The sequence below is a fragment of the Nocardioides sp. CCNWLW216 genome (genome assembly GCF_037120545.1).
Lineage (GTDB): Bacteria > Actinomycetota > Actinomycetes > Propionibacteriales > Nocardioidaceae > Nocardioides > Nocardioides lianchengensis.
This window is the reverse complement of record NZ_JBBBBJ010000004.1, coordinates 106,933-128,689: the sequence shown is the minus strand read 5'-3', so window position 1 is coordinate 128,689 and position 21,757 is coordinate 106,933. Positions and strand designations below refer to the sequence as shown.

Annotated in this window: 16 protein-coding genes; 9 read left to right on the top strand and 7 right to left on the bottom strand. The window is 73.7% G+C overall.

All coding sequences use genetic code 11. The annotated features are described in order from the left end of the window. The first annotated feature begins 2 nt into the window (after positions 1 to 2). From V7S47_RS10775 to V7S47_RS10745, 7 genes are all read left to right on the top strand, one after another. On the top strand, positions 3 to 884 hold the full coding sequence (locus tag V7S47_RS10775) for a deoxyribonuclease IV (protein ID WP_336561561.1): 882 nt from the start codon (positions 3 to 5) through the stop codon (positions 882 to 884). After that, complete coding sequence (locus V7S47_RS10770) at positions 881 to 1,771, top strand: DMT family transporter (protein ID WP_336561560.1); 891 nt, start codon at positions 881 to 883, stop codon at positions 1,769 to 1,771. Before V7S47_RS10775 ends, V7S47_RS10770 begins: the two co-directional genes overlap by 4 nt. Before the next feature lie 83 nt (positions 1,772 to 1,854). After that, the gene (locus tag V7S47_RS10765) at positions 1,855 to 2,523 is read left to right on the top strand and encodes a DUF6461 domain-containing protein (RefSeq protein WP_336561559.1); all 669 of its coding nucleotides are present in this window, start codon (positions 1,855 to 1,857) and stop codon (positions 2,521 to 2,523) included. 231 nt (positions 2,524 to 2,754) lie between these two features. Next, a complete protein-coding gene (gene aroF / locus V7S47_RS10760) occupies positions 2,755 to 3,792 on the top strand; it encodes a 3-deoxy-7-phosphoheptulonate synthase (protein ID WP_336561558.1) in 1,038 nt (345 codons plus the stop codon). A 58-nt stretch (positions 3,793 to 3,850) separates the two neighbouring features. After that, the gene (locus tag V7S47_RS10755; protein WP_336561557.1) at positions 3,851 to 4,879 is read left to right on the top strand and encodes a zinc ribbon domain-containing protein; all 1,029 of its coding nucleotides are present in this window, start codon (positions 3,851 to 3,853) and stop codon (positions 4,877 to 4,879) included. Beyond that, on the top strand, positions 4,876 to 6,042 hold the full coding sequence (locus V7S47_RS10750) for a M48 family metalloprotease (RefSeq protein WP_336561556.1): 1,167 nt from the start codon (positions 4,876 to 4,878) through the stop codon (positions 6,040 to 6,042). Before V7S47_RS10755 ends, V7S47_RS10750 begins: the two co-directional genes overlap by 4 nt. Further along, the gene (locus V7S47_RS10745; RefSeq protein ID WP_336561881.1) at positions 6,042 to 10,994 is read left to right on the top strand and encodes an AAA domain-containing protein; all 4,953 of its coding nucleotides are present in this window, start codon (positions 6,042 to 6,044) and stop codon (positions 10,992 to 10,994) included. Before V7S47_RS10750 ends, V7S47_RS10745 begins: the two co-directional genes overlap by 1 nt. Here the strand turns inward: V7S47_RS10745 and V7S47_RS10740 are convergent. The 7 genes from V7S47_RS10740 to V7S47_RS10710 all read right to left on the bottom strand — a co-directional run bounded on the left by V7S47_RS10740 (position 10,991) and on the right by V7S47_RS10710 (position 19,587). Next, positions 10,991 to 12,823, bottom strand: coding sequence for a hybrid sensor histidine kinase/response regulator (locus tag V7S47_RS10740; protein ID WP_336561555.1), 1,833 nt, complete (start codon positions 12,821 to 12,823; stop codon positions 10,991 to 10,993). The two genes, V7S47_RS10745 and V7S47_RS10740, sit on opposite strands and share 4 nt — an antisense overlap. Before the next feature lie 163 nt (positions 12,824 to 12,986). Further along, positions 12,987 to 13,724 (bottom strand): response regulator transcription factor, encoded by a 738-nt coding sequence (locus V7S47_RS10735; protein ID WP_090852249.1) that lies wholly within the window; start codon positions 13,722 to 13,724, stop codon positions 12,987 to 12,989. 37 nt (positions 13,725 to 13,761) lie between these two features. Then, positions 13,762 to 15,006: an RNA polymerase sigma factor gene (locus V7S47_RS10730; RefSeq protein ID WP_336561554.1), complete on the bottom strand. Its 1,245-nt coding sequence runs from the start codon at positions 15,004 to 15,006 to the stop codon at positions 13,762 to 13,764. Positions 15,007 to 15,013: 7 nt separating this feature from the next. Continuing rightward, positions 15,014 to 15,433, bottom strand: coding sequence for a YciI family protein (locus tag V7S47_RS10725; RefSeq protein WP_336561553.1), 420 nt, complete (start codon positions 15,431 to 15,433; stop codon positions 15,014 to 15,016). 95 nt (positions 15,434 to 15,528) lie between these two features. After that, a complete protein-coding gene (locus V7S47_RS10720) occupies positions 15,529 to 16,521 on the bottom strand; it encodes a threonine aldolase family protein (protein WP_336561552.1) in 993 nt (330 codons plus the stop codon). 116 nt (positions 16,522 to 16,637) lie between these two features. Continuing rightward, positions 16,638 to 17,981 carry a class II 3-deoxy-7-phosphoheptulonate synthase gene (locus V7S47_RS10715; protein ID WP_336561551.1) on the bottom strand — a complete coding sequence of 448 codons (1,344 nt, stop codon included), beginning with the start codon at positions 17,979 to 17,981 and terminating at the stop codon, positions 16,638 to 16,640. Positions 17,982 to 18,129: 148 nt separating this feature from the next. After that, on the bottom strand, positions 18,130 to 19,587 hold the full coding sequence (locus tag V7S47_RS10710) for an APC family permease (RefSeq protein ID WP_336561550.1): 1,458 nt from the start codon (positions 19,585 to 19,587) through the stop codon (positions 18,130 to 18,132). A 113-nt stretch (positions 19,588 to 19,700) separates the two neighbouring features. On the opposite strand from V7S47_RS10710, the gene V7S47_RS10705 reads away from it, so the two are divergent. Together V7S47_RS10705 and V7S47_RS10700 are read left to right on the top strand one after the other, a co-directional pair. Continuing rightward, on the top strand, positions 19,701 to 20,258 hold the full coding sequence (locus V7S47_RS10705; protein WP_336561549.1) for a TetR/AcrR family transcriptional regulator: 558 nt from the start codon (positions 19,701 to 19,703) through the stop codon (positions 20,256 to 20,258). Further along, complete coding sequence (locus V7S47_RS10700; protein ID WP_336561548.1) at positions 20,255 to 21,754, top strand: MFS transporter; 1,500 nt, start codon at positions 20,255 to 20,257, stop codon at positions 21,752 to 21,754. The genes V7S47_RS10705 and V7S47_RS10700 overlap by 4 nt, the downstream gene beginning before the upstream one ends. The last annotated feature ends 3 nt before the right edge of the window (positions 21,755 to 21,757 follow it).

The window sequence follows — 21,757 nt, the reverse complement described above, 5'->3', positions numbered from 1 at the left end:
CGGTGCGCACGTCCCACGGCCAGCTCCGCAACCCCGTCGGCACCCACGTCACCGTCGGCAAGGGCCTGGTGGCCGGTGCCCTCGCCTCCGCCGAGGAGCTCGGCTGCGAGGCGTTCCAGATCTTCGTGGGCAACCCCCGCGGCTGGGCCCTGTCGGCCGGCAAGCCCGCCGAGGACGCGGCGTTCCGGGCGGCGACGGCCGAGCGTGGCCTGCGCGTGTTCGTGCACGCGCCGTACCTGGTGAACCTCGGCTCGCCGACCCCGGCGACCTACGAGAGGTCGGTCGCCTCGGTGGCCCACAACCTGCGTCGCGCGGCTGAGATCGGCGCCGAGGGCGTCGTCGTGCACACCGGCTCGTTCGTCGACCCGGGCAAGGGCTCGGCCGAGCGGTACGACGCCGCGATGCGCCAGGTCCGCGAGGGCCTGCTGCCGCTGCTCGACGGGCTCTCCGAGGACTCCCCCTGGCTGCTGCTGGAGCCGACCGCCGGGCAGGGCCGGTCGCTGTGCGCGGGCGTCGAGGACCTGGCGCCGTACCTCGCCGCGCTCGACGACCACCCGAGGGCCGGGATCTGCCTGGACACCTGCCACGTCTTCGCCGCCGGCGCTCCCCTGGACGAGCCGGGCGGCACCACCGCCACGGTCGACCGGATCGTCGAGATCGGCGGCTCCGGACGGCTCCGGCTGGTGCACGCCAACGACTCGATGGACGTGCGCGGTGCGTTCAAGGACCGGCACGAGAGGCTCGGCGAGGGACACATCGGGCTGCTCGCGTTCGAGGAGCTGCTGGCCCACCCGGCCACCGCGGGCGTGCCGTTCGTGCTGGAGACGCCGGGCTCGCGGGACGCGGGCGACCCCGGGATCGAGCTGCTGAAGAAGATGCGGTGACGAACCGCCGTACCTCCCTGCTCGCCACCCTGGTCCTGCTGGCCATGACGGCGAGCTGGGGGTCGACGTTCTTCCTCATCAAGGACCTGCTCGACCGGGTGCCGACGCTGGACTTCCTGGCGGTGCGGTTCGCGATCGCCGGCGTGGTGATGGCCCTGGTCGCACCCCGGGCGCTGGCGCGGCTCTCGGCCGAGTCGCGGCGGCGGGCGGCGGTCCTCGGCGGCGTGTACGGCGTCGCCCAGATCCTCCAGACCGCCGGCCTCGCGCACACCCCGGCGTCGGTCTCCGGCTTCATCACCGGCATGTACGTCGTCTGCACCCCGCTGCTCGCCGCCGTGCTGCTGCGGACCCGGATCACCGGCCTGGCCTGGGCGGCGGTCGCGCTCGCGACGACCGGCCTCGGCGTACTCACCCTGGACGGGCTGTCGATCGGGTACGGCGAGGCGATCACCCTCGTCGCGGCCGTGCTCTACGCGCTGCACATCGTCGCGCTCGGCGCCTGGGCCAATGCCCGCGAGGCGCTCGGGATGTCGATCGTGCAGCTGCTGGTGATCGCCGTGATCTGCCTGGTCGCGACGGCGCCGGACGGGATCGTGCTGCCGTCGACCGGGGCGGACTGGCTGTCGGTCGTCTACATGGCCCTGGTCGCCGGCGCCCTCGCGCTGATCGGCCAGACCTGGGCGCAGTCCCACCTGCCCCCGACCCGCAGCGCGATCGTGATGAGCATGGAGCCGGTGTTCGCGGCGTTCTTCGCCGTACTGCTCGGGGGTGAGGCGGTCACCGGGCGGATGGCCGTCGGCGGCCTGCTCGTGCTCGCCGCGATGCTCTTCGTCGAGGCGGCTCCGCGGCGGAAGGTCGAGGGTGAGGTCCAGCACCTGGCGGTGTGAGGAGGGTCAGCGCGCTCCCCTAGGAACGCCTGGTCCTGCCCGTTCGGCCCAACCGCGGCCCCCGGACGTGTGAGCATGTGCGCGTGCGTGCTCGTCTGATCCCCCTCGTCCTGCTCGTCGCCGCCCTGGTCGCGCCGTCGTCATCCGCCACCGCTGCCGACCGTGAGGACTGGCGGGGCGACCGCCAGGCGAAGCCGTCGGCCTACGCGTGGCTGAACGACTACACGCCGAGCGACACCTACACGGTGGCGCTGGTTCGCGGCCTGCGGCCGAAGGCGGTGCTGCGGACGCTGGGGGGCGTGCGGCGAGACTTGGACGGACGCACCCCTCAGGAGGCCGAGGAGTACGTCTTCGACCACATGAGCGACGACTACGAGGGTCCGCCGGTCGTCCAGGTCGAGCGGCACGGCAAGGCCACCGTCGTCTACCTGCCGTACAACTTCGTCCCCGACAGGCTGCTCGCGCGGCTCTCACGCCGCGGCGTCGTGACGGCTTTCTCCACCACCGTCGAGCAGGACACCTACCTCACGGTCGCCAAGAAGGGTCGCATCATCCGGAGGTTCGACGCCGGCTTCCGGCCGCCGCGCAAGGGCGCCCTCCGCCAGGAGAAGGGACTCGACTGGGGCAAGCGGGACCAGAACATCTGGGCCACCGCGTGGGCGTTCAACGAGCGGGTCGGTCGCACCCACGTCAGCCAGGAGTGGTTCCAGGGCGACCACCCGACGTACGTCCTCCGCAAGGACCTGTACTGACGCTGCGGCTGTCCGCACTCTGAAAACCGGCGGCGGCACGAGGCCCGGTCGCCTACGGTTCCTCACGTGGCGCCGACCTACTTCTTTCGACACCTGCCGGGAGCTCCCGTGCAGGCCGTCGTGACGTAGACGCGCCGCACACCACCAACGCCCCCGGCTCACGGCCCGGGGCGTTTCGTCTGTCCGGGGCCGCGCCGGCCAGAGAAGGGAAGCACCAGCATGGTCGTCGTCATGTCCCCGGACGCCACCGACGAGGACGTCGCGCACGTCGTCGCCCGGGTCGAGGGAGTCGGGGGCGAGGCCTTCGTCAGCAAGGGCGTCGTCCGCACCATCATCGGGCTCGTCGGTGACATCGACTCCTTCCACCACCTCAACCTGCGCACCCTGCGCGGGGTGGCGGACGTGCACCGCATCTCCGACCCCTACAAGCTGGTCAGCCGCCAGCACCACGCCGACCGGTCCACGGTCTGGGTCGGTCGCGAGGGCCGCCAGGTGCCGATCGGCCCCGACAGCTTCACCTTCCTCGCCGGACCGTGCGCGGTCGAGACGGCCGAGCAGACCCTGGAGTCGGCGCAGATGGCCAAGTCGGCCGGCGCGACGATCCTGCGCGGCGGGGCCTACAAGCCGCGGACGTCGCCGTACGCCTTCCAGGGGCTGGGGGTGCCCGGGCTGGAGATCCTGGCCGGCGTCGGCGAGGCCACCGGTCTCCCGGTGGTGACCGAGGTCGTCGACGCGCGCGACGTACCGGTGGTGGCGGAGTACGCCGACATGCTGCAGATCGGCACCCGCAACATGGCCAACTTCGGGCTGCTCCAGGCCGTCGGCGACGCCGGCAAGCCGGTGCTGCTGAAGCGCGGGATGACGGCCACCATCGAGGAGTGGCTGATGGCGGCCGAGTACATCGCCCAGCGCGGCAACCTCGACGTCGTCCTCTGCGAGCGCGGCATCCGCACCTTCGAGCCGTCGACCCGCAACACCCTCGACATCTCGGCCGTCCCCGTCGTCCAGGCCACCAGCCACCTGCCGGTCATCGTCGACCCGTCGCACGCGTCGGGCCGCAAGGACCTGGTCGTGCCGCTGTCGCGCGCGGCGATCGCGGTCGGGGCCGACGGGGTCATCGTCGACGTCCACCCGGACCCCGAGACCGCGCTCTGCGACGGGCCGCAGGCGCTGCTCGGCAGCGAGCTGCGCGAGCTCGCCCAGGCGGTACGACGGCTGCCCCCGATCGTGGGCCGGATGGACGCGGGGAGCCTGGTCAGGACCGTCTGAGCCGGTTTCGCCTAATCTTTCGCACGCGAGACCCGCGACGGGCCGGCGAAGGAGCGAGATGACCACCTGCACGAGGTGCGGCCACCGGATCGAGGTGGGCAGGTTCTGCACCAACTGCGGCGCGCCGGTCGGCCCGGCGGGCGCCGGGCCGACCGACACCGCCGAGCGGCCCGCCGTACCGACGGCCGGTCCGACGTCGCCTCCGCCCCCGCTGCCGCCCGCGCCGACCACCGCCCGGTTCCCGCTCTTCGCCGACGAGGTGGGGACGGCCGGGCCGCCTCCGCCTCCCCCGCCGCCGCCCTCGGAGCCGCCCTCGGAGCCGCCCAGTGGGCCTCCGACGACGCCGCCGGCCGGCCGGCCGGCGCACCGCCGTCGTACCGGCTGGCTGGTGTGGGTGGTGACGGCGGCCGTGCTGGTGGTCGTCGCACTCGCGGGCGCGAGCCTGCTGCTCGCGGGCGGTGGCGGCGACGACGACCGCGCCGCCGACCCCGCGGGCTCGTCGAGTACGGAGCCGGCGGAGGAGACGACCCCGGCCGACCCCGGTGCGGACCCGCCGCCCGAGGAGACCCCGGCCGAGGAGGCACCCGCCGGCGAGCCCGAGGACGTGGCCGGCGCCGCGACGGCCGAGGTCCCCGCGACCGCTCCCCCGGGCACCGACGTCGACGGCGCGCGGATCCGCTACGACGCCGGCAAGATGCTGGACGGCGACCCGACGACCTGCTGGCGGATGACCGGCGACGGCACCGGTCGCGAGATCGTCCTGACCCTGGCCGAGCCCACGACCGTCACGGCGCTGGGGCTGATCAACGGCTACGCCAAGACGGCCCGCGACGGCCGCGACCGCCCGCTGAACTGGTACGCCGGCAACCGCCGGATCCTGGCCGTCGAGTGGGAGCTCGACGACGGCACCGTCGTGCCGCAGGACCTCCGGGAGACCCGCGACCTGCAGGCGGTCGAGATCGACCCGGTCGAGACCTCGCGGATCGTGCTGCGGCTGGTCGAGGTGAGCAGTCCGGGCCAGGGCCGGGCGAAGCGCGACAACACCGCCGTCAGCGAGGTCGCCGTGGTGGGCACGCCCGCCGGATGAGCCCGGTCCCGGCGCTGCCCTACCACCGCGCGGTGGCCGACGTCCTGGAGCGCGAGCACCCGGCGTCGGTCGCCGCGCTGACGGCCGGTGCGGGCCCGGACGGTGCCGAGCTGGACCAGTCCCTGCTGAGGTCGACGTACCGACTGGAGCCGGAGGCGCACCCCGAGGTGCACGCCGCGGCGGCCGGAGCCGCCGACGCGCTGGGGGTCGGCGTCCCGGTCGAGGTGTACGCCGTCGAGGGCGCCGCCGCCCCGAACGCCGAGCTGGTCTTCGTCCCGGACCGGGCGATCCTGGTGCTCAGCGGACCGGTCCTGGAGCTGCTGGACGCCGACGAGCTGGCCGCGGTGGCCGCCCACGAGCTCGCGCACCACCTGCTGTGGACGCGGGACGGCGGCCGCTACCTCGCGGTCGCCCGGCTGCTCGACGCCGCCGACTCCGACGCGCGCACGCCGGCGGAGTACCTCGAGACCGCCCGGCGCTACCGCCTGGCGACCGAGCTGTACGCCGACCGCGCGGCCCTGGACGCCACCGGCTCGCTGGTCGGGGTAGTCGGCGGACTGCTGAAGGTCGCGACCGGGATGCGTCAGGTCGACCCGGCGTCGTACCTCCGCCAGGCCGCAGAGGTCGACTTCTCCATGGCCAGCGCCGGCACCACCCACCCCGAGACGGTGCTGCGGGCCTGGGCGCTGCAGCGCTGGTCGGAGGACCCGGAGGGGGCTGACGCTCCCGTCGAGGAGGCGTTCGCGCCGTCGCTCAACCTCGACGCCCTCGACCTCCTCGGCCAGGACCGGTTGCTGGTCCTGACCCGCGAGCTGGTCGCCGCCCGGGTCGCCCTCGACCCCGACCCGGCCCCGGAGGTCCTCGTGACCGCCGAGCAGTACGGCGTCGCGGCAGAGCCGGCGTACCCGCGCACCCCGGGCTCGCTGCTGCCGGACGGGCTGCCCACGGAGACCCGGCGCTACCTCGCCGGGGTGCTCGCCGACCTGGCGACCGCCGATCCCGAGGCCGGTCCGGACGCGCTGGCCCGGACCCTGATGCTGGCCCGCGGCTGCGGGCTCGGTCGCGACCTGGACGCGATGCTCGGCACCCACCTCGGTCTCGACGAGCGGGCCCGTGCCCTGGTCGCGCAGCGCGCCGACGTCCTCGCGACGGGCGGCGAGTGATGCGGGAGGTCGTGGCCCGGGCGGCGGAGCGGGGCGGACTGCCGGTCGACGACGCGCTGGCCCTGCTGCTGCCGCTGGTGGCCCAGGTGCGCGAGACCCACGAGGGGGGTCTGGTGGCCCCCCTGCAGGGCCTGCTGCGGCTGCGCGTCCAGGACCACGCGCTGGGCTTCGCACCCCTGGACGCGCTACCCCCGCGGCGGGCCGACCGCGCGGTCCGCGACGCGGGCCGGGAGACTTCGTCCGCGCTCGAGGTCCGCGCCGACGACAGCGCCACGGAGGCGCGCAGACCGCGGATCGTCGTCGGCTGGCAGCGCTGGGAGCACCTGCTCGGCCACCACGACGAGCTCACCGACATCGGCAGCCTGGGCGAGCTGCTCGCCGCGCTGTGCCTGGGCCTCGACCTCGCGGACCCGGCCGACGTCGAGCAGCTGGCCCGGCACCGGCGCAACCTGTTCGCCCTGCGACCCGACCTGCACCCCGTGGTCGCCGCGGTCGCGACGTCGATGCTCGAGCCGGACCGACACCGGCGGGCCCAGGACCTGGGTGACGTCGCCGTCCGGTTGGCCACCTACCGGGACCAGCCGGAGGACTTCGACCTCGCCCGGGTCCTGACCACCGGAGGCCGCGACCATCGTACCTCGGTGCTGACGCACCTGCGCGACCGGCTCTTCGACCTCACCCGCCGCAACCCGCTGCTGCACTTCCGCGCCACCCAGCGCACCCTGGACCTGACCGAGGCCTCGGTGCCGCTGGTGCTCGACGTCCGCAGCATCCGGCCCGAGCAGCTCTTCACCTGGACCGGCCGGACCGCCCGCCGGCTGGCCGCTGGCCGGGCCGTCGACGTCGGCGCGATGGTGCGGTGGGACGACGCACCGTACGCCGCCGCCTCGTTGGACGCGCTGATCTCGACCGCGCGTCGCGACCGGGCCGAGTACGGCCAGGACCAGCTGCGGCTGATCGTCGCGTTCCTGCGCTGGCACGACGTCAAGGGCGACCCGGCGACCCGGGTGCCATCGCCGCTGGTCCTCGCCCCGGTGACCCTGACCAAGCAGCGCGGGGTCCGCGACTCCTACCGGCTGCAGCTGGTGACTTCCGAGGCCGAGGTCAACCCGGTGCTGCGCCACCAGCTCCGGGAGCTGTACGGCTTCGACCTCCCCGAGACAGTCGATCTGGAGGACGACGAGGCGCTGGCCACCCTCCGGGCGACGATCGAGCAGCAGGCGCGGGTCAGCCAGCCGGGGGTCTCGGTGGCCCTGGTCGACCGCCCGCGGATCGACCTGGTCCGCGCCCGGGCCCGGACCGCCGTCCAGGCCTACCGTCGTCGGCGGAGCAGCGGCCGCCCGACGATCGGCCGGCGCCAGTACGCGTACTCCTACTCCCACCCCGGCTGGGTGCCGCTCGGCCTCCAGGTCTTCCGGGACCAGGTCCTCCGCGGCCCGCTCCCCGTGTCCGTGGAGCTCGGCGACGCCCCCGTGCCGCGCCAGGCGATGACGGAGCGGGAGCTCTACTCGCTCGACGCCGAGGGCGAGGCCAACCCCTACGCCTGGGAGGTCGACCTGTGCTCGGTGACCCTGGCGAACTTCAACTACCGCACGCTGAGCCTGGTCCGCGACTACGACGCACTGCTCGCCACCCCGGTCGAGAACCCCGCCTTCGACGAGCTGTTCTCGACCGCCGCCCGCGACCTGCCGGACCCCGGCCTCGAGATCCCGGTGGAGGACCGCTACCTGGTCGTGCCGGCCGACGACTCCCAGCTCGCGGCGATCGCCCAGGCCCGCGCGGGCGACAACTTCGTCATCCAGGGTCCGCCCGGCACCGGCAAGTCGCAGACGATCACCAACCTGATCGCCGACTACCTCGCCCGGGGGCAGCGGGTGCTGTTCGTCTGCCAGAAGCGGGCCGCCCTCGACGTCGTGCACGCGCGGCTGCGCTCCCAGGGCCTCGACGAGGTCTGCACCCTGGTCCACGACAGCCAGGCCGACAAGAAGGCGTTCGTGCACGGTCTGCGTGACACCTACGAGCGCTGGCAGGCCGCGCCCGATGACCTCGCGTCGGCCGAGGAGGCGCGGACCCGGCTGGTCGGCGAGCTGGCCGCGGCGCGGGCCGAGATCGGGTCCTACGAGCTCGCCCTGACCACCGGCCCCGACCCGCGGGTCGTCGACCTCCTGGACCGGCTGATCGCCCTGCGCGGGACCGGGACCGATCTGGACGCCACCCAGCGGCTGCTGCTCCCCCTGCCGGCCGCCTGGCTGGCCGCGCGTCCCGAGGTCGACGCCCTGGCCGCCGCCCTCACCCGGTACGACGGCGCGGGCACGCTGGCCGGCTCCCCGGTGGGCCTGGTCGATCCCGCCTGCCTCGCCGACCCCCGGGCCGACGCGCTGGTGGCCGAGCGGGCGGGGGCTGCGGCCGGGCTGCTCGACCGGCTGGCCGGCGTCCTGGAGCACGGGCCGACCGGGACCCTCGACGACGCCCGGGCCGTGGCTCGGCTGCACCTGCTCCTCGATCCGCTGGTCGCCCGCGGCCGGCTCGACGTCCTGCGCGCCCGGTCGACCGCGGCCACCGATCTCCGGGGCCGGGCCGCCGACCACGCGGCGGCTCGGGACGCGGCGGACCGGGCGGCCGAGGCCGCCGCCGGCTGGCGGCAGCCGCTCGGGCCCGACGAGGCTCGGGAGGCGCTGGCCGTGGCCCGCGACAAGGAGGGGGCGCTGCTGCGCTTCCTCAGTGGCCCGTGGCGGCGGGTCCGTGACGCCGTCGCGCAGGGGTACGACGAGGAGGCCTCTCCCACCTCCGCGCTGACCCTGCTGGTGGCCCGTTACGACGCCGAGGGACGGCTGGCCGACCTGCGCGACGACGCCGTCCGGACCTGGGGGCACCCCGACCCGACCGCGCTCGAGACCGCGCTCGCGGCCGTCCGCCGGCTGGACGGCGACCGCGCCGCCTGGCGCGACCTGCTCGCCGCCGCCGACGACGCGCTGCGAGACCGCCTCGACACCCTGGCCCCGCTCCTCGACGAGCTCGACGCCGCCGCGACCGGGGTCCTGGAGTTGCGGGGCGAGGTCGCCGGACTCCGCAACGGACTGACCGTGCTCGCCGGGCCCGCGGGGCAGGCCCAGGTACGAGCCGTGGCCCCGGCGCTGCGCGCCCTCGGCGCCACCCCGTCGGTGCTCGACGCGCTTCGTGCCCTCCCGCTCACCCCTGACGCGCTGGAGCACGCCGTGCTGCTCGCGGAGCTCGAACGCCGGCGGGCCGGCGCCCCCGCCCTCGACACCGTCGACGGGGAGCGACTGGCCGACCTGGTGGACCGGGTCGGCGCGCTGGTCCCTCAGCTGCAGCGGGCCAACGCCCGGGTCGTCACCGCACGGCTGCGGGACCGCTTCCGGTCCGGCGTCGAGCTGAGCCAGCGCAGCGTCAGCGGGATGCTGCCCGAGGAGCGCGCGAGCAAGAAGGTGTGGAGCGACGGACGTCGCGTGCTGGAGCACGAGTTCGGCAAGGTCCGCGCCTACAAGTCGATCCGCCAGCTCGCGTCGGCCGAGCCCGGTGCGGTGGTCGGCGCGATGCGGCCGGTGTGGCTGATGAGCCCGTCCTCGCTCTCCGACGTCCTGCCCCTGGAGTCGGTCTTCGACGTCGTGATCTACGACGAGGCCAGCCAGGTTCCGGTCGAGGAGGCGGTGCCGGCCCTCCATCGGGCCGCCCAGGTCGTCGTGGTCGGGGACCGGATGCAGCTGCCGCCCACGACGTACTTCCAGGCCCAGGTCTCCTCGGTGTCCGACGGGGACCCGGACGACGAGACCACCCGCGTGGGGACGGTGCTCGATGCCGACAGCTTCCTGGCGGTCGGCTCGGTGCGGCTGCCGTCGGCGATGCTGCTGTGGCACTACCGCAGCCGCTACGAGGCGCTGATCCAGTTCAGCAATGCCGCCTTCTACGACGGCCGCCTGGCCACCGTCCCCGACCGTCAGCCGCCCGTGGTCGCGCCCGAGCCGCTCGCCGTCGCGGCGGCGGAGCCGGTCGACCTGGTCGACGAGGTGCTGGCCCGCAGCATCAGCCTGGTCCGGGTCACCGACGGCGTCTACACGCAGCGCACCAACCCCGCCGAGGCGACGGTGATCGCCGGGCTGGTCCGCGACCTGCTGCTGCACGGCACCGGGCTGACCCTCGGGGTGGTCGCCTTCTCCGAGGCCCAGCAGGGCGAGATCGAGCGAGCCCTGGAGCGGCTCGGTGCCGAGGACCCCACCTTCGCGACCGCCTACGAGGCCGAGCTGACCCGCGAGGAGGACGGCCAGGGCGTCGGGCTGTTCGTGAAGAACCTCGAGAACGTCCAGGGCGACGAGCGCGACGTCGTGATCATGAGCGTCTGCTACGGCCCGGCCGCCGACGGTCGGATGCGGATGGCCTTCGGGCCGATCAACAACAGCGGCGGCGAGAAGCGCCTCAACGTGATCTTCAGCCGGGCCAAGCGGCACATGGTGCTGGTCTCGAGCATCGATCACACGGCGATCACCAACACCTACAACGACGGCGCCAACACCCTGCGCGGCTTCCTGCAGTACGCCGCCGCCGTCTCCGCGGGTGACCCGTCCGCCGCCACCGCGGTGCTCCGAACCCTCCGCGAGCGCGACCGCGCCGACGGCCAGGTGGCTCGCCCGGAGCCGGCCGTCGTCGAGCAGCTCGCCGAGGCGCTGGCGGCCCGCGGCCTGGAGGTGGCGCGTGACGTCGGCCAGTCCCACTTCCGCTGCGACCTCGCCCTGCGTCGACCCGGCGGCACGTCGTACGACGTCGCCGTGCTCGTCGACCACCCGGCGCGGCTCGCGGCGGCGCCGGCCGACGCGCGCCGGATCGCGCAGCCCGCGGCGCTGGCTGCCGCCGGCTGGCGGGTCGAGCAGGTGGTGGCGACCGAGTGGCTGGAGCGGCCCGGGGCCGTCGTCGACCGGTTGGTGGCCGCGCTGGGCTAAGACGTGCGCTGGCGCTGCGGCGCCCGCGCCAGCGCGGCGGTCAGCGCGTCGAGCACGACCGGCTTGCTGAGGTAGTCGTCCATGCCTGCGGCCAGGAACCGCTCCCGGTCACCACCGAGGGCGTTGGCGGTCAGCGCGACCAGCCACGGTCGGTCCTCGCCCGCCTGCTCGCGGATCAGGCTGGCGGCGCGCAGACCGTCCATGACCGGCATCTGGATGTCCATGAGGACCAGGTCGAAGGAGCCCAGGCGTACGGCGTCGACCGCCTGCTGGCCGTTGACGACCACGGTCGGGACGATGCCCAGCCGGTCCAGCATCCGGGTGATGACCTTGCGGTTGACCGGGTCGTCCTCGACCACCAGCACCGCCTGACCGTCGGGCGGCGGTGGGGACTCGATCGTCGCGGGTGGCTCGCGGGTGCAGGAGCCGTGCACCATCCGGATCTCGACGCGGGTGCCCTCGCCGACCGAGGAGGTCAGGTCGATGCGGCCGCCCATCGCCTCGACCAGCCGGCGCGAGATCGCCAGGCCCAGGCCGGTGCCGCCGTGCTCGCGAGTGGGCGAGGCGTCGACGCGCACGAACGAGCGGAAGAGCTCGGGGACCCGCTCCGCGGGGATCCCGATGCCGGTGTCGCGCACCGTGGTGACCACCTCGTGCCGGCCGTCGGGCAGCTCGCGGGCCGAGCAGTCGATCTCGACGGCGCCGTGCTCGGTGAACTTCACCGCGTTGCCGACGACGTTGACCAGCACCTGCCGGAGCCGAGTCGTGTCGCCGCGGAGGCTGGCGGGGATGTCGGCGGCGCAGCGCAGCACCAGGTCGATGCCCTGGTGGTCGGCGGCCGGGACGAACATCCCGACCGTCTCGTCGAGCAGGTCGCGCATGGAGAACGGCTCGTCGGCGTAGGCCATCCGACCGGACTCGAGGCTGGAGTAGTCGAGGACGTCGTTGATCAGGGCGAGCAGGTGGCTGCCGCTGCGGTGCGCGGTGAGCACGAAGTCGCGCTGCTCGTCGTCGAGCTCGGTGAGCAGCAGCAGGTCGGTGAGGCCGAGGACCGCGTTGAGCGGAGTCCGGATCTCGTGGCTCATGGTGGCCAGGAAGGTGGCCTTCTCCTGCGCCGCGAGCTCGGCCGCCTGCCGGGCCGCCGTGTGCAGCTGCTCCAGCTCGTGGCGCTCGGTGATGTCGGTCATCACCGCGAAGTAGCCCTCGGTCGTGCCGTCCGGCGCGTGCAGCGGCGAGGCGTCGACGCTCAGCCACGACTCGCGCCCGTCGGCGCCCTGCAGCACGACCTCGACCTGCATCCGCTCGCCGCGCTCCATCGCCGAGCCGAGGAGCGCGATGCTCCGCGGGTCGGTGGCCGGGCCCTGGAGGAACTCCATGGCGTGTCGCCCGCGCATCACCTCCAGCGTCCAGCCGGAGGCCCGCTCGAAGGCCTCGTTGACCCACAGGATCAGTCCGTGCTCGTCGGTCGCGGCCAGCGCGCTGTCGGTGGCCCGGACCACCCGGGAGTAGAACGACAGGTCGTCGTTGACCTCTTGCAGCTCACCGAGCGCCTGCTCACGGTGCCGGTCGACCCGGATCAGCAGCCACGCGCCCACGATCGTGAAGGCGATCCCGGAGAGCAGGATCCCGCAGAGCAGCACCAGCAGCCGCACCAGGTCGCCGACCAGCTCGCCGTCGATCGGCGCGGCGTTGTCGAACTGTCGCTCGTGCTCGCGGGCGTCCATGAGCAGGTCGTGGCCCAGCACCACGCTCGCGGCGATCAGCACGAGGCCCAGCAGCCCGAAGCCCGCCGCGACCCACTGCCATCGGCGCGGGGCGCGCCTCAGCACCGCGCCACCGTCGTCGGTCGTACGGCGGCCCGGCGGGCCCGCGAGCGGGCAGCACGGACGTCGAGCATGGCAGTCACGATGTCAGCCGAAGCGCAAGGAAGACCTGAGACTACGTGTGAATTCGATCAAGGTGGGGCCGCCCCCCGGTCGGCCGTCCGGGCGGTCAGGCCCCGGACTGGAGACGGTACCCGAGACCGCGGACCGTCGTGATCGGATCGGGTGAGCCGGGGGCGGCCCGGAGCTTGCGGCGCAGGTTGCCGATGTGGACGTCGACGACCCGCAGGTCGCCCTCGTAGGTGCGGCCCCACACGTCCTCGTGCAGCTCGCTGCGGCTGAAGACCTTGCGCGGCGAGGCGGTCAGCGCCGACAGCAGGTCGAACTCGATCCGGGTCAGCGCCAGCGGGATCCCGGCGACCGTGACCTCGCGGCCCGCGACGTCCAGCTCCAGCGTGCCGACCCGACGTACCTCGGGGGCGCGCGGCGCGCGCGGACGACGTCGTACGGCCTCGATGCGGGCGGCCAGCAGCACCGGCGAGTAGGGCTTGGTGACGTAGTCGTCGGCCCCGAGCCGGAAGCCGATGACCTTCTCGACCTCGGAGCCGTGCGCGGTGACCATCACCACGTGCGCGTCGGTGAAGGTGCGCAGCCGCCGGCAGACCTCGAAGCCGTCCATGCCCGGCAGGGCCACGTCGATCAGGACCAGGTCGTAGTCGTGGACCCGGGCCGCGTCCAGCCCGCGCTCGCCCGACGCGGCCTGGTGCACCTCGTAGCCACCCTGCTCGAGGATGCGCCGGGAGAGCCGGGCGAACTCCTCGGCGTCCTCGATCACCAGCGCGGTCGGCCGGCTCGCGAGCGGCCGCCGGGGCCGGGTGGCGAGCGCGGTCAGGACGGGGGAAGGCATGGGCGATCCATCGGCAGGAGGTGGCCCCGTCTGAGGGTCAACCGTCCAGCGCGGCGATCTTGCGGCGCAGCAGCCGACGCTCGCGCTCCTGCGGGCAGAGGACGACGGCGGCCTCCAGTTCGACGCGTGCCTCGTCGGTCCTCCCGAGTCGGGTCAGCAGCTCGCCGCGGACGCTCGGGAGCAGGTGGGACCCAGCGAGCCGGCCCTCGGCGACCAGCTCGTCGACCGCGGCCAGGGCCGCCGCCGGGCCCTCGGCCATCGCCAGGGCGACCGCCCGGTTGAGGGCGACGACGGGTGACGGGGCGAGGCGGCCGAGCGCCTCGTAGAGCAGCACCACCCGCTCCCAGTCGGTCGCGGCCACCGACGGCGCGACGGCGTGGCACTCGGCGATCGCGGCCTGGACGCCGTACGCCCCGAGGCCGCGGCCGACCTGGCCGGCCCGGGTCAGCGCCGCCCGGCCGCGACGGATCGCGGCGTGGTCCCAGCGGCGTCGGTCCTGGTCCTCCAGGAGGACCGGGTCGCCGGCCGCGTCCAGGCGCGCAGGGAACCGAGCAGCGGTGAGCTCCAGCAGCGCCAGCAGTCCGTGGACCTCCGGCTCCTCGGGCACCAGCCGGGCCAGCACCCGGGCCAGCCGGGTCGCCTCGACGGCGAGGTCGACCCGGATCAGGTCGCGACCGGACGTCGCCGAGGACCCCTCGGTGAAGATCAGGTAGAGCACGCTGAGCACCGGGCCGAGCCGCTCGCGACGCTCCGCGGCGGGCGGCACCTCGAACGGCACCCGGGCGGCCGCCAGCGTCTTCTTGGCCCGGGTGATCCGCGCCTGCACGGTCGCGGTCGGCACCAGGAAGCCGCGGGCGATCTCGTCGCTGGTCAGGCCGCCCAGGACCCGGAGCGTGAGCGCCACCTGCGACTCCGGCGACAGCGCCGGGTGGCAGGAGACGAACAGCAGCGCGAGCGCGTCGTCCTCGATCCGGTCGGGGTCCCAGAGCAGGTCGGGGTCGGCGGGCCGGTCGACCCCCGGGTCGCGGGCGAGCGCGGCGTACCGCTCGTCGCGGGCGGCGCGCCGCCGGAAGCCGTCGATCGCCCGTCGCCGCCCGACGGTGAGCAGCCAGCCCGCCGGGTTGGCTGGTACGCCGTCGCGCGGCCAGCCGACCAGCGCCTCGGCGAGCGCCTCCTGGGCGAGGTCCTCCGCGAGCGCGAAGTCGCCGGTGTAGCGGGCCAGGGTGGCGACGATGTGGGCCGACTCGATGCGCCACACCGCCGCCACCGCCTCCCTGGTCACGACCGGGTCACAGCTGGCCGGTGGCCTCGCGCCAGGCCCGCTCCTTCTGGATCCACGGGTTGTCCTGCGGAAACTCGTCGATGCTCGGGACCCGGCGGATCTCCGTCTTGATCCCCGGCCGGGTCATCGGCAGCCGACGGGCCCACTCGACGGCCTCCTCCTGCGAGGCCACCTCGAGGAGATAGAAGCCGCCGAACAGCTCCTTGGTCTCGCCGTACGGCCCGTCGGTGACGACCGGCGGCTCGGAGGAGTAGTCGACGACGACGCCCTGGGCAGCGTCGTCGAGGCCCTCCGCGGCGAGCAGCACGCCGGCGGCGATCAGCTCCTCGTTGAAGCGGCCCATCGCCTCGAGCATCTGGTCGAAGTCGACGTCGGCATAGCTCGCGACGGCCTCGTCGGTCCCGCGCATGATCAGCATGTACTTCATGGTGCTCTCCTGTCGGATCGGGGTCCCGGTGGGACCCTCTCACCCGTCAGTCGAACGGGGAACGCCGCGATCGACACCGCTCCGGAAGTTTTTTCTCAGAGGCTCGCGAGGACGCTCGCGGCCCGCTCGGCGTCGGCGCGGCTCACGTCGAGGTGCGTGACGAGGCGTACGGCGGTGGGCCCGACCGTGGCCACCAGGACCCCGGCCTCGCGGGCCCGCGCGACGTACGACGCCGCGTCGGGCCGGTCGACCACGACGATGTTGGTGTCGACCGCGTCCGGGTCGCCGCCCGCGGCCTCGGCGAGCAGCCGGGCGTGGGCGTGGTCGTCGGCCAGCCGCTCGACGTGGTGGTCGAGCGCGTGCAGGCCGGCCGCGGCCAGCAGGCCGACCTGGCGCATGCCGCCGCCCATCCGCTTGCGCCACACCCGGGACTCGGCGATCGCGTCGGCCGAGCCGACCACCAGCGATCCGACCGGCGCGCCCAGGCCCTTGGACAGGCAGACGGCCAGCACGTCGGCGACCGCGCCGTACTCCTGCAGCGGCGTGCCGGTCGCGACGTGCGCGTTCCAGACCCGGGCGCCGTCCATGTGCACCTTCGCGCCGGCGGCGGTCGCGAACTCGCGCAGGTCTCGCAGGTCGGCCAGCGGCAGCACCGCTCCCCCGGCGAAGTTGTGGGTGTTCTCGACCGAGATCGCCGCGGTCGGCACGAAGTAGTGCCCCATGTCGGGGGCGAACAGGTCGCGCAGCACCGGCAGGTCGACCTGGCCGCGCGGGTGGATCCAGGTGCGCGAGGTGATGCCGGAGTACGCGCCGTGGGCCCCCAGCTCGGCCCGCACGATGTGGGCCCGCGACTCGCAGAGCACCTCCTGCCCGGGCTGGACGACGGTGCGCACCGCGAGCACGTTGGCCATCGAGCCGGTCGGCGTGAACAGCGCCGCCTCGTGGCCGAACAGCCCCGCGACCCGCTCCTCCAGCGCCCGGACCGTCGGGTCCTCGCCGTACACGTCGTCGCCGACCTCGGCCCGGGCCATCGCCGTACGCATCGCCTCGGTGGGTCGGGTCAGGGTGTCGGAGCGGAGATCGATCATCACTGTCCCTCGGTGGTCGAGTAGCGAGCGCCGGCGAGCGTATCGAGACCGCTGATGGTCTCGACACGCCGCCTCGTTCCTCGACGGCTACTCGACCGACGAAGCGCCCAGAGCGATCAGGGCTTGGAGGACCGCAGCATGTCCGCGACGAGGAACGCCAGCTCCAGCGACTGGACCCGGTTGAGCCGCGGGTCGCAGACCGACTCGTAGCGAGCGGAGAGGTCCATGTCGGTGAGCTCCTCGCCGCCGCCGACGCACTCGGTGACGTCGTCGCCGGTGAGCTCGACGTGCAGGCCGCCGGGCCAGGTGCCGAGCGCGCGGTGCACGTCGAAGAAGCCCTGGACCTCGTCGATGACGTCGTCGAAGCGGCGGGTCTTGTAGCCCGAGCTGGCCTCGAAGGTGTTGCCGTGCATGGGGTCGCAGATCCAGGCGACCTGGAGACCCTCGGCGGTGACCTTCTCGATCAGCGACGGGAGACCGTCGCGGATCCTGCCGGCGCCGAAGCGGGTGATGAAGGTGAGCCGGCCGGCCTCGTTGGTCGGATTGAGCTTGGCGGCCAGCGCCAGGGCGTCGTCGGCCGACGTGGTCGGGCCGAGCTTGACGCCGATCGGGTTCTGGATGTGGCTGAGCAGCTCGACGTGGGCGTTGTCGAGCTGGCGGGTGCGCTCGCCGATCCAGACGAAGTGGCCGGAGACGTCGTACGGGAGCTGGGTGCGCGAGTCGATGCGGGTGAGGGCGTGCTCGTACTCCAGCACCAGCGCCTCGTGACTGGAGTGGAAGTCGACCCGGTGGAACTCGTCGGGGTCGGCGCCGATGGCCTTCATGAAGGTGAGCGCGCGCTCGATCTCGTGGGCCATCGCCTCGTACTGCTGGCCGAACGGCGAGGTCTTCACGAAGTCGGTGTTCCAGGTGTGCACCTGGCGGAGGTCGGCGTACCCGCCGGTGACGAAGGCGCGGACCAGGTTGAGCGTCGCGGCCGAGGAGTTGTAGACGTCGACCAGCCGCTGCGGGTCGGGGACCCGGGAGGCCTCGGTGAACTCGTAGCCGTTGACCGCGTCGCCGCGGTAGGCCGGCAGCGTCACGCCGTTGCGCGTCTCGTTGTCGCTGGAGCGCGGCTTGGCGTACTGCCCGGCGATCCGGCCGAGCTTCACGACCGGCACCGACGCGGCGTACGTCAGCACGACGGCCATCTGCAGCAGCACCCGCAGCTTGTTGCGGACGTTGTCGGCGGTGACGCCGGCGAACGTCTCGGCGCAGTCGCCGCCCTGGAGGATGAACGCCTCACCCCGGGTGACGGCCGCGATCTTGTCCTTCAGCTCGTCGCACTCCCCCGCGAAGACCAGCGGCGGCATCGTCCGCAGCCGGTCGACGGCGGCGTCCACCTTCGCGCGGTCGGGGTAGGTCGGCTGCTGGGCCGGGCCGAGGGCGTGCAGGTCAGCCAGGGAGGGGATGGTGCTCACCCCTCCAGGGTACGGCGGCCCGCCGTACCGCCCCGATTCGTCGCGGGGCCGTGAGACTCGGTCTCGATTCGCTTCCCGCGTCCTCGTCCGTCGGCCGCGTCGCCACTCGACCCGGCACCGGTCTTCCGGGACTCGCCCCGGACGGTGCTCAGTCCTCCAGGTGCTCGATGTCGCGGAAGCCGGTCTTCTTGGCGCGGATGCCGCGGTTGGTCAGCCAGGTGAAGGCCCACAGCACGATGCCGAGGCCGAGCAGTCCGGCGGCGATCTTGTACTGGACCATGTCGGCCTCCAGTCGCGCCCAGGGCCCGAGCAGGAAGGCGCAGCCGATCGCGCCGACGATCGGGATCACCGTGGGTGCGCGGAAGGCGCGCTCGGGCGTGGGGTCGCGGCGCAGGACCAGGCAGCAGACGTTGACGATCGTGAACACCGCGAGCAGCAGCAGCGAGGTGGTGCCCGACAGCGCCGCCACGACCGTGGTGTCCGACTGGGTGCGGACCACGACGATCAGCGCGAGGGCGAGGACCGTGGTGAACAGGATCGCGACCCACGGCGAGCGGCGGACCGGCAGCACCCGGCCCAGGGTCCGCGGCAGCACGTCCTGCTGGGCCATGCCGTAGATGAGCCGGCTGGCCATCAGCATGTTGATCAGGGCGGTGTTGGCGACGGCGAAGACCGTCAGGAACGGGAAGATCTTGTCGATCGGCAGGTCGGGCGCACCGACCCGGACGACGTCGAGCAGGATCCCGGCCTCGGCGTTCTTCGGGTTCGCGATGTCGCCGGGCGGGATGACCGCGACCACGGTGACGGCGACGAGCATGTAGATGACGACCGCGATGCCGAGACCGGTCAGCATCATCCTCGGGAAGATCTTCAGGGGGTCCTTGGTCTCCTCGACCATGTTGACCGAGTCCTCGAAGCCGACCATCGAGAAGAACGCGATCGCGGTGGCCACGGTGACGGCCATGAACAGGCCCTTGTCGTCGGGGCTCTCGAAGACCGTCACCCGGCTCAGGTCGCCGTCGCCGCCGGTCACCGCGTAGAAGCCGATCCCGATGACGATCGCCAGCGCGGCCATCTCGACCAGGGTGAGGATCACGTTGAACTTCACGCTCTCCCCCACGCCGCGCAGGTTGATCCCGGCCAGCAGACCCATGAAGAGCAGCGCGACCACCAGGCTGGCGGTGTCGCTGGTGGGGATCCCCGGCAGCAGCTCGTCGAGGCCGATGAGCAGGTTCTCGGCCAGCAGGCCCGACGAGGTCGAGGCGCTGGTGATGCCCGAGCACACCACCGTGAAGGCGACCAGGAACGTGACGAAGTGGATGCCGAACGCCTTGTGCGTGTAGAGCGCCGCGCCCGCCGCCTGCGGGTACTTCGTCACCAGTTCCAGGTAGGAGTACGCCGTCAGCGTCGCCACCGCGAAGGCGACCAGGAACGGCAGCCACGCGATGCCACCCACCTGGCCCGCCAGGCGACCGGTCACGGCGTACACGCCGGCACCGAGGATGTCGCCGACGATGAAGAGCAGGAGGAGCTTCGGTCCCATCACCCGCTTCAGGTCGGGCTCGGGTCCGTTGACGTCGACCTGGTCGCTGCTGGCTGCGGTCATGGGTGGCCAGTTGCCCTCACCCCTCGGGGCGAAACCTCGCCGGATTGGCGGACCGGACCAGGATGAGACATAATTGTCTCATTCGATCCATTCACGTCTCACGGAGGTACGTCGTGGCCACCCGCGACCAGCTGCTCGACGGCGCGCTTCACCACCTGAACGCCCACCCCGCGACCTCGATGTCCGAGGTGGCCGCGGCCATCGGCGTGGGCCGGGCCACCCTGCACCGGCACTTCGCGACCCGGGCCGACCTGGTGCGGGCCATCGGCGAGCGCAGCATGGAGCGTTGGGAGACGACCCAGGCGACCACCGGCGTGCGCGAGGCGACCGTCTCGGAGGACGCCGACGTCGTCCGCGAGTGCCTGCGCGGCATGCTGGCCGCCCTGACCCGCGACGCCGAGGACTTCGCCTTCGTGCTGACCGACGACTCGATGGTCGAGGACGCCGAGCTGCTCGCGCGGATGACGGCGCTGCAGGCGGTGGAGGTGGAGCTGATGGCCGCCGGTCAGCGGACCGGCGTGCTGCGCTCCGACGTACCGGCGGCGTGGCTGAGCCACCTCGTGTACGGCGTGATGGTCTCGGTGCGCGAGGCGCTGCGCGCGGGAGACCTGGCCCCGCGCACCGCCGCCGACGTCGTCGTCAGCACCTTCCTGTCGGGAGCGTCGGCATGAGCAGCTCGAAGCGGTGGGCCGGCCTCGCCGTCCTCTGCGCCAGCCTGCTGGTCGTCGTCATGGACATGACCATCCTCAGCCTGGCCCTGCCGGCCATCGCGGCCGACCTGCGCCCCGGCGCGGTCGAGCAGCTGTGGATGGTCGACGTCTACGCGCTGGTGCTGGCCGGTCTGCTGGTGACCGCCAGTGCGCTCGGCGACCGCTGGGGCCGACGCCGGATGCTGGTGGCGGGCTTCGCGACCTTCGGGGCGGCGTCGGTCGCCGTCCTGCTGGTCGACAGTCCCGAGGGCGTGATCGCCGTCCGGGCCCTGCTCGGGGTCGGCGGGGCGATGATCATGCCGTCGACCCTGTCGATGGTGCGGGCGCTGTTCACCGACCCGCGCCAGCGCGCCACCGCCCTGGGTTGGTGGGGCGCCACCGCCGCGGTCGGCGCCGCCCTGGGCCCGATCATCGGCGGCGCGCTGCTCGAGGCGTTCAGCTGGCACTCGGCCTTCCTGGTCAACGTTCCGGTGATGGCGGTGGCCATCGTGGCCGCCCTGCTCCTGCTGCCCGAGAGCCGCTCGGACCGGCCCGGCACCCTCGACCCGCTGGCCACCGTGCTCTCGGTGGTCGGGATGGTCGCGCTGGTCTACGCCGTCAAGCACACCGGCGAGCACGGGATCGACGCCGAGGGCGTCGGCACCGCCGCGGTGGCGGTCGCCGCGCTGGTGCTGTTCGTACGGCGCTGCCTGGCCCAGCCCGACCCCGTCCTGGAGGTCCGGCTGTTCCGGAGCCGGGCGTTCACCGCCGGGACCGTGACCGCCCTCTGCACGAGCATCGCCTCGATCGCCGCGCTGCTGCTGCTCAGCCAGTGGCTGCAGCTGGTCCGGGGCTGGTCACCGTTGGAGTCCGGCCTCGCGCTGCTGCCGATGGCGGTCGCGGGGGTCGTGTGCTCGCCCCTCGCACCGGCTCTGGCGGAGCGGATCGGCGCTCGGCCCGTCCTCGCCGGCGGACTCGCGGTCGGCGGACTCGGCTTCCTGCTGGTCTTCCTGCTCCCCGAGCCGCTGTCGTACCTCGGTGTCGCCGCCTCCCTCGTCCTCGTCGGCGCGGGCAGCGGGTCGCTGGCCGTCGCCTCGGCCGCGATCATGTCTGGCGCGCCCGAGTCCAAGGCCGGCAGCGCGGCCGCGATCGAGGAGTCGAGCTACGAGATCGGCGGCGTGCTCGGGGTGGCGGTGCTCGGGAGCCTGGCCGCCGCGGTCTACCGCGCCGACCTCCCGGCCCGCGACCTCGCTGCGGCCGGACTCGACGCCGAGGCGTCGGGCGTGGTCCGCGACTCGCTCGGCGGAGCCCTGGAGGTCGCGGACGTCGCCGGCCCCGGTCTGGCGGCCCAGGCCACCGAGGCGTTCACTCACTCCCTGGCCTGGGCGGGGCTGGCCGGCGGGCTCGTCATGCTCGCGGCCGCGGCGCTGGTCTGGTGGCTGGCGCCGCGCGACCTGGACGTGTCAGCGGGACACTGAGCC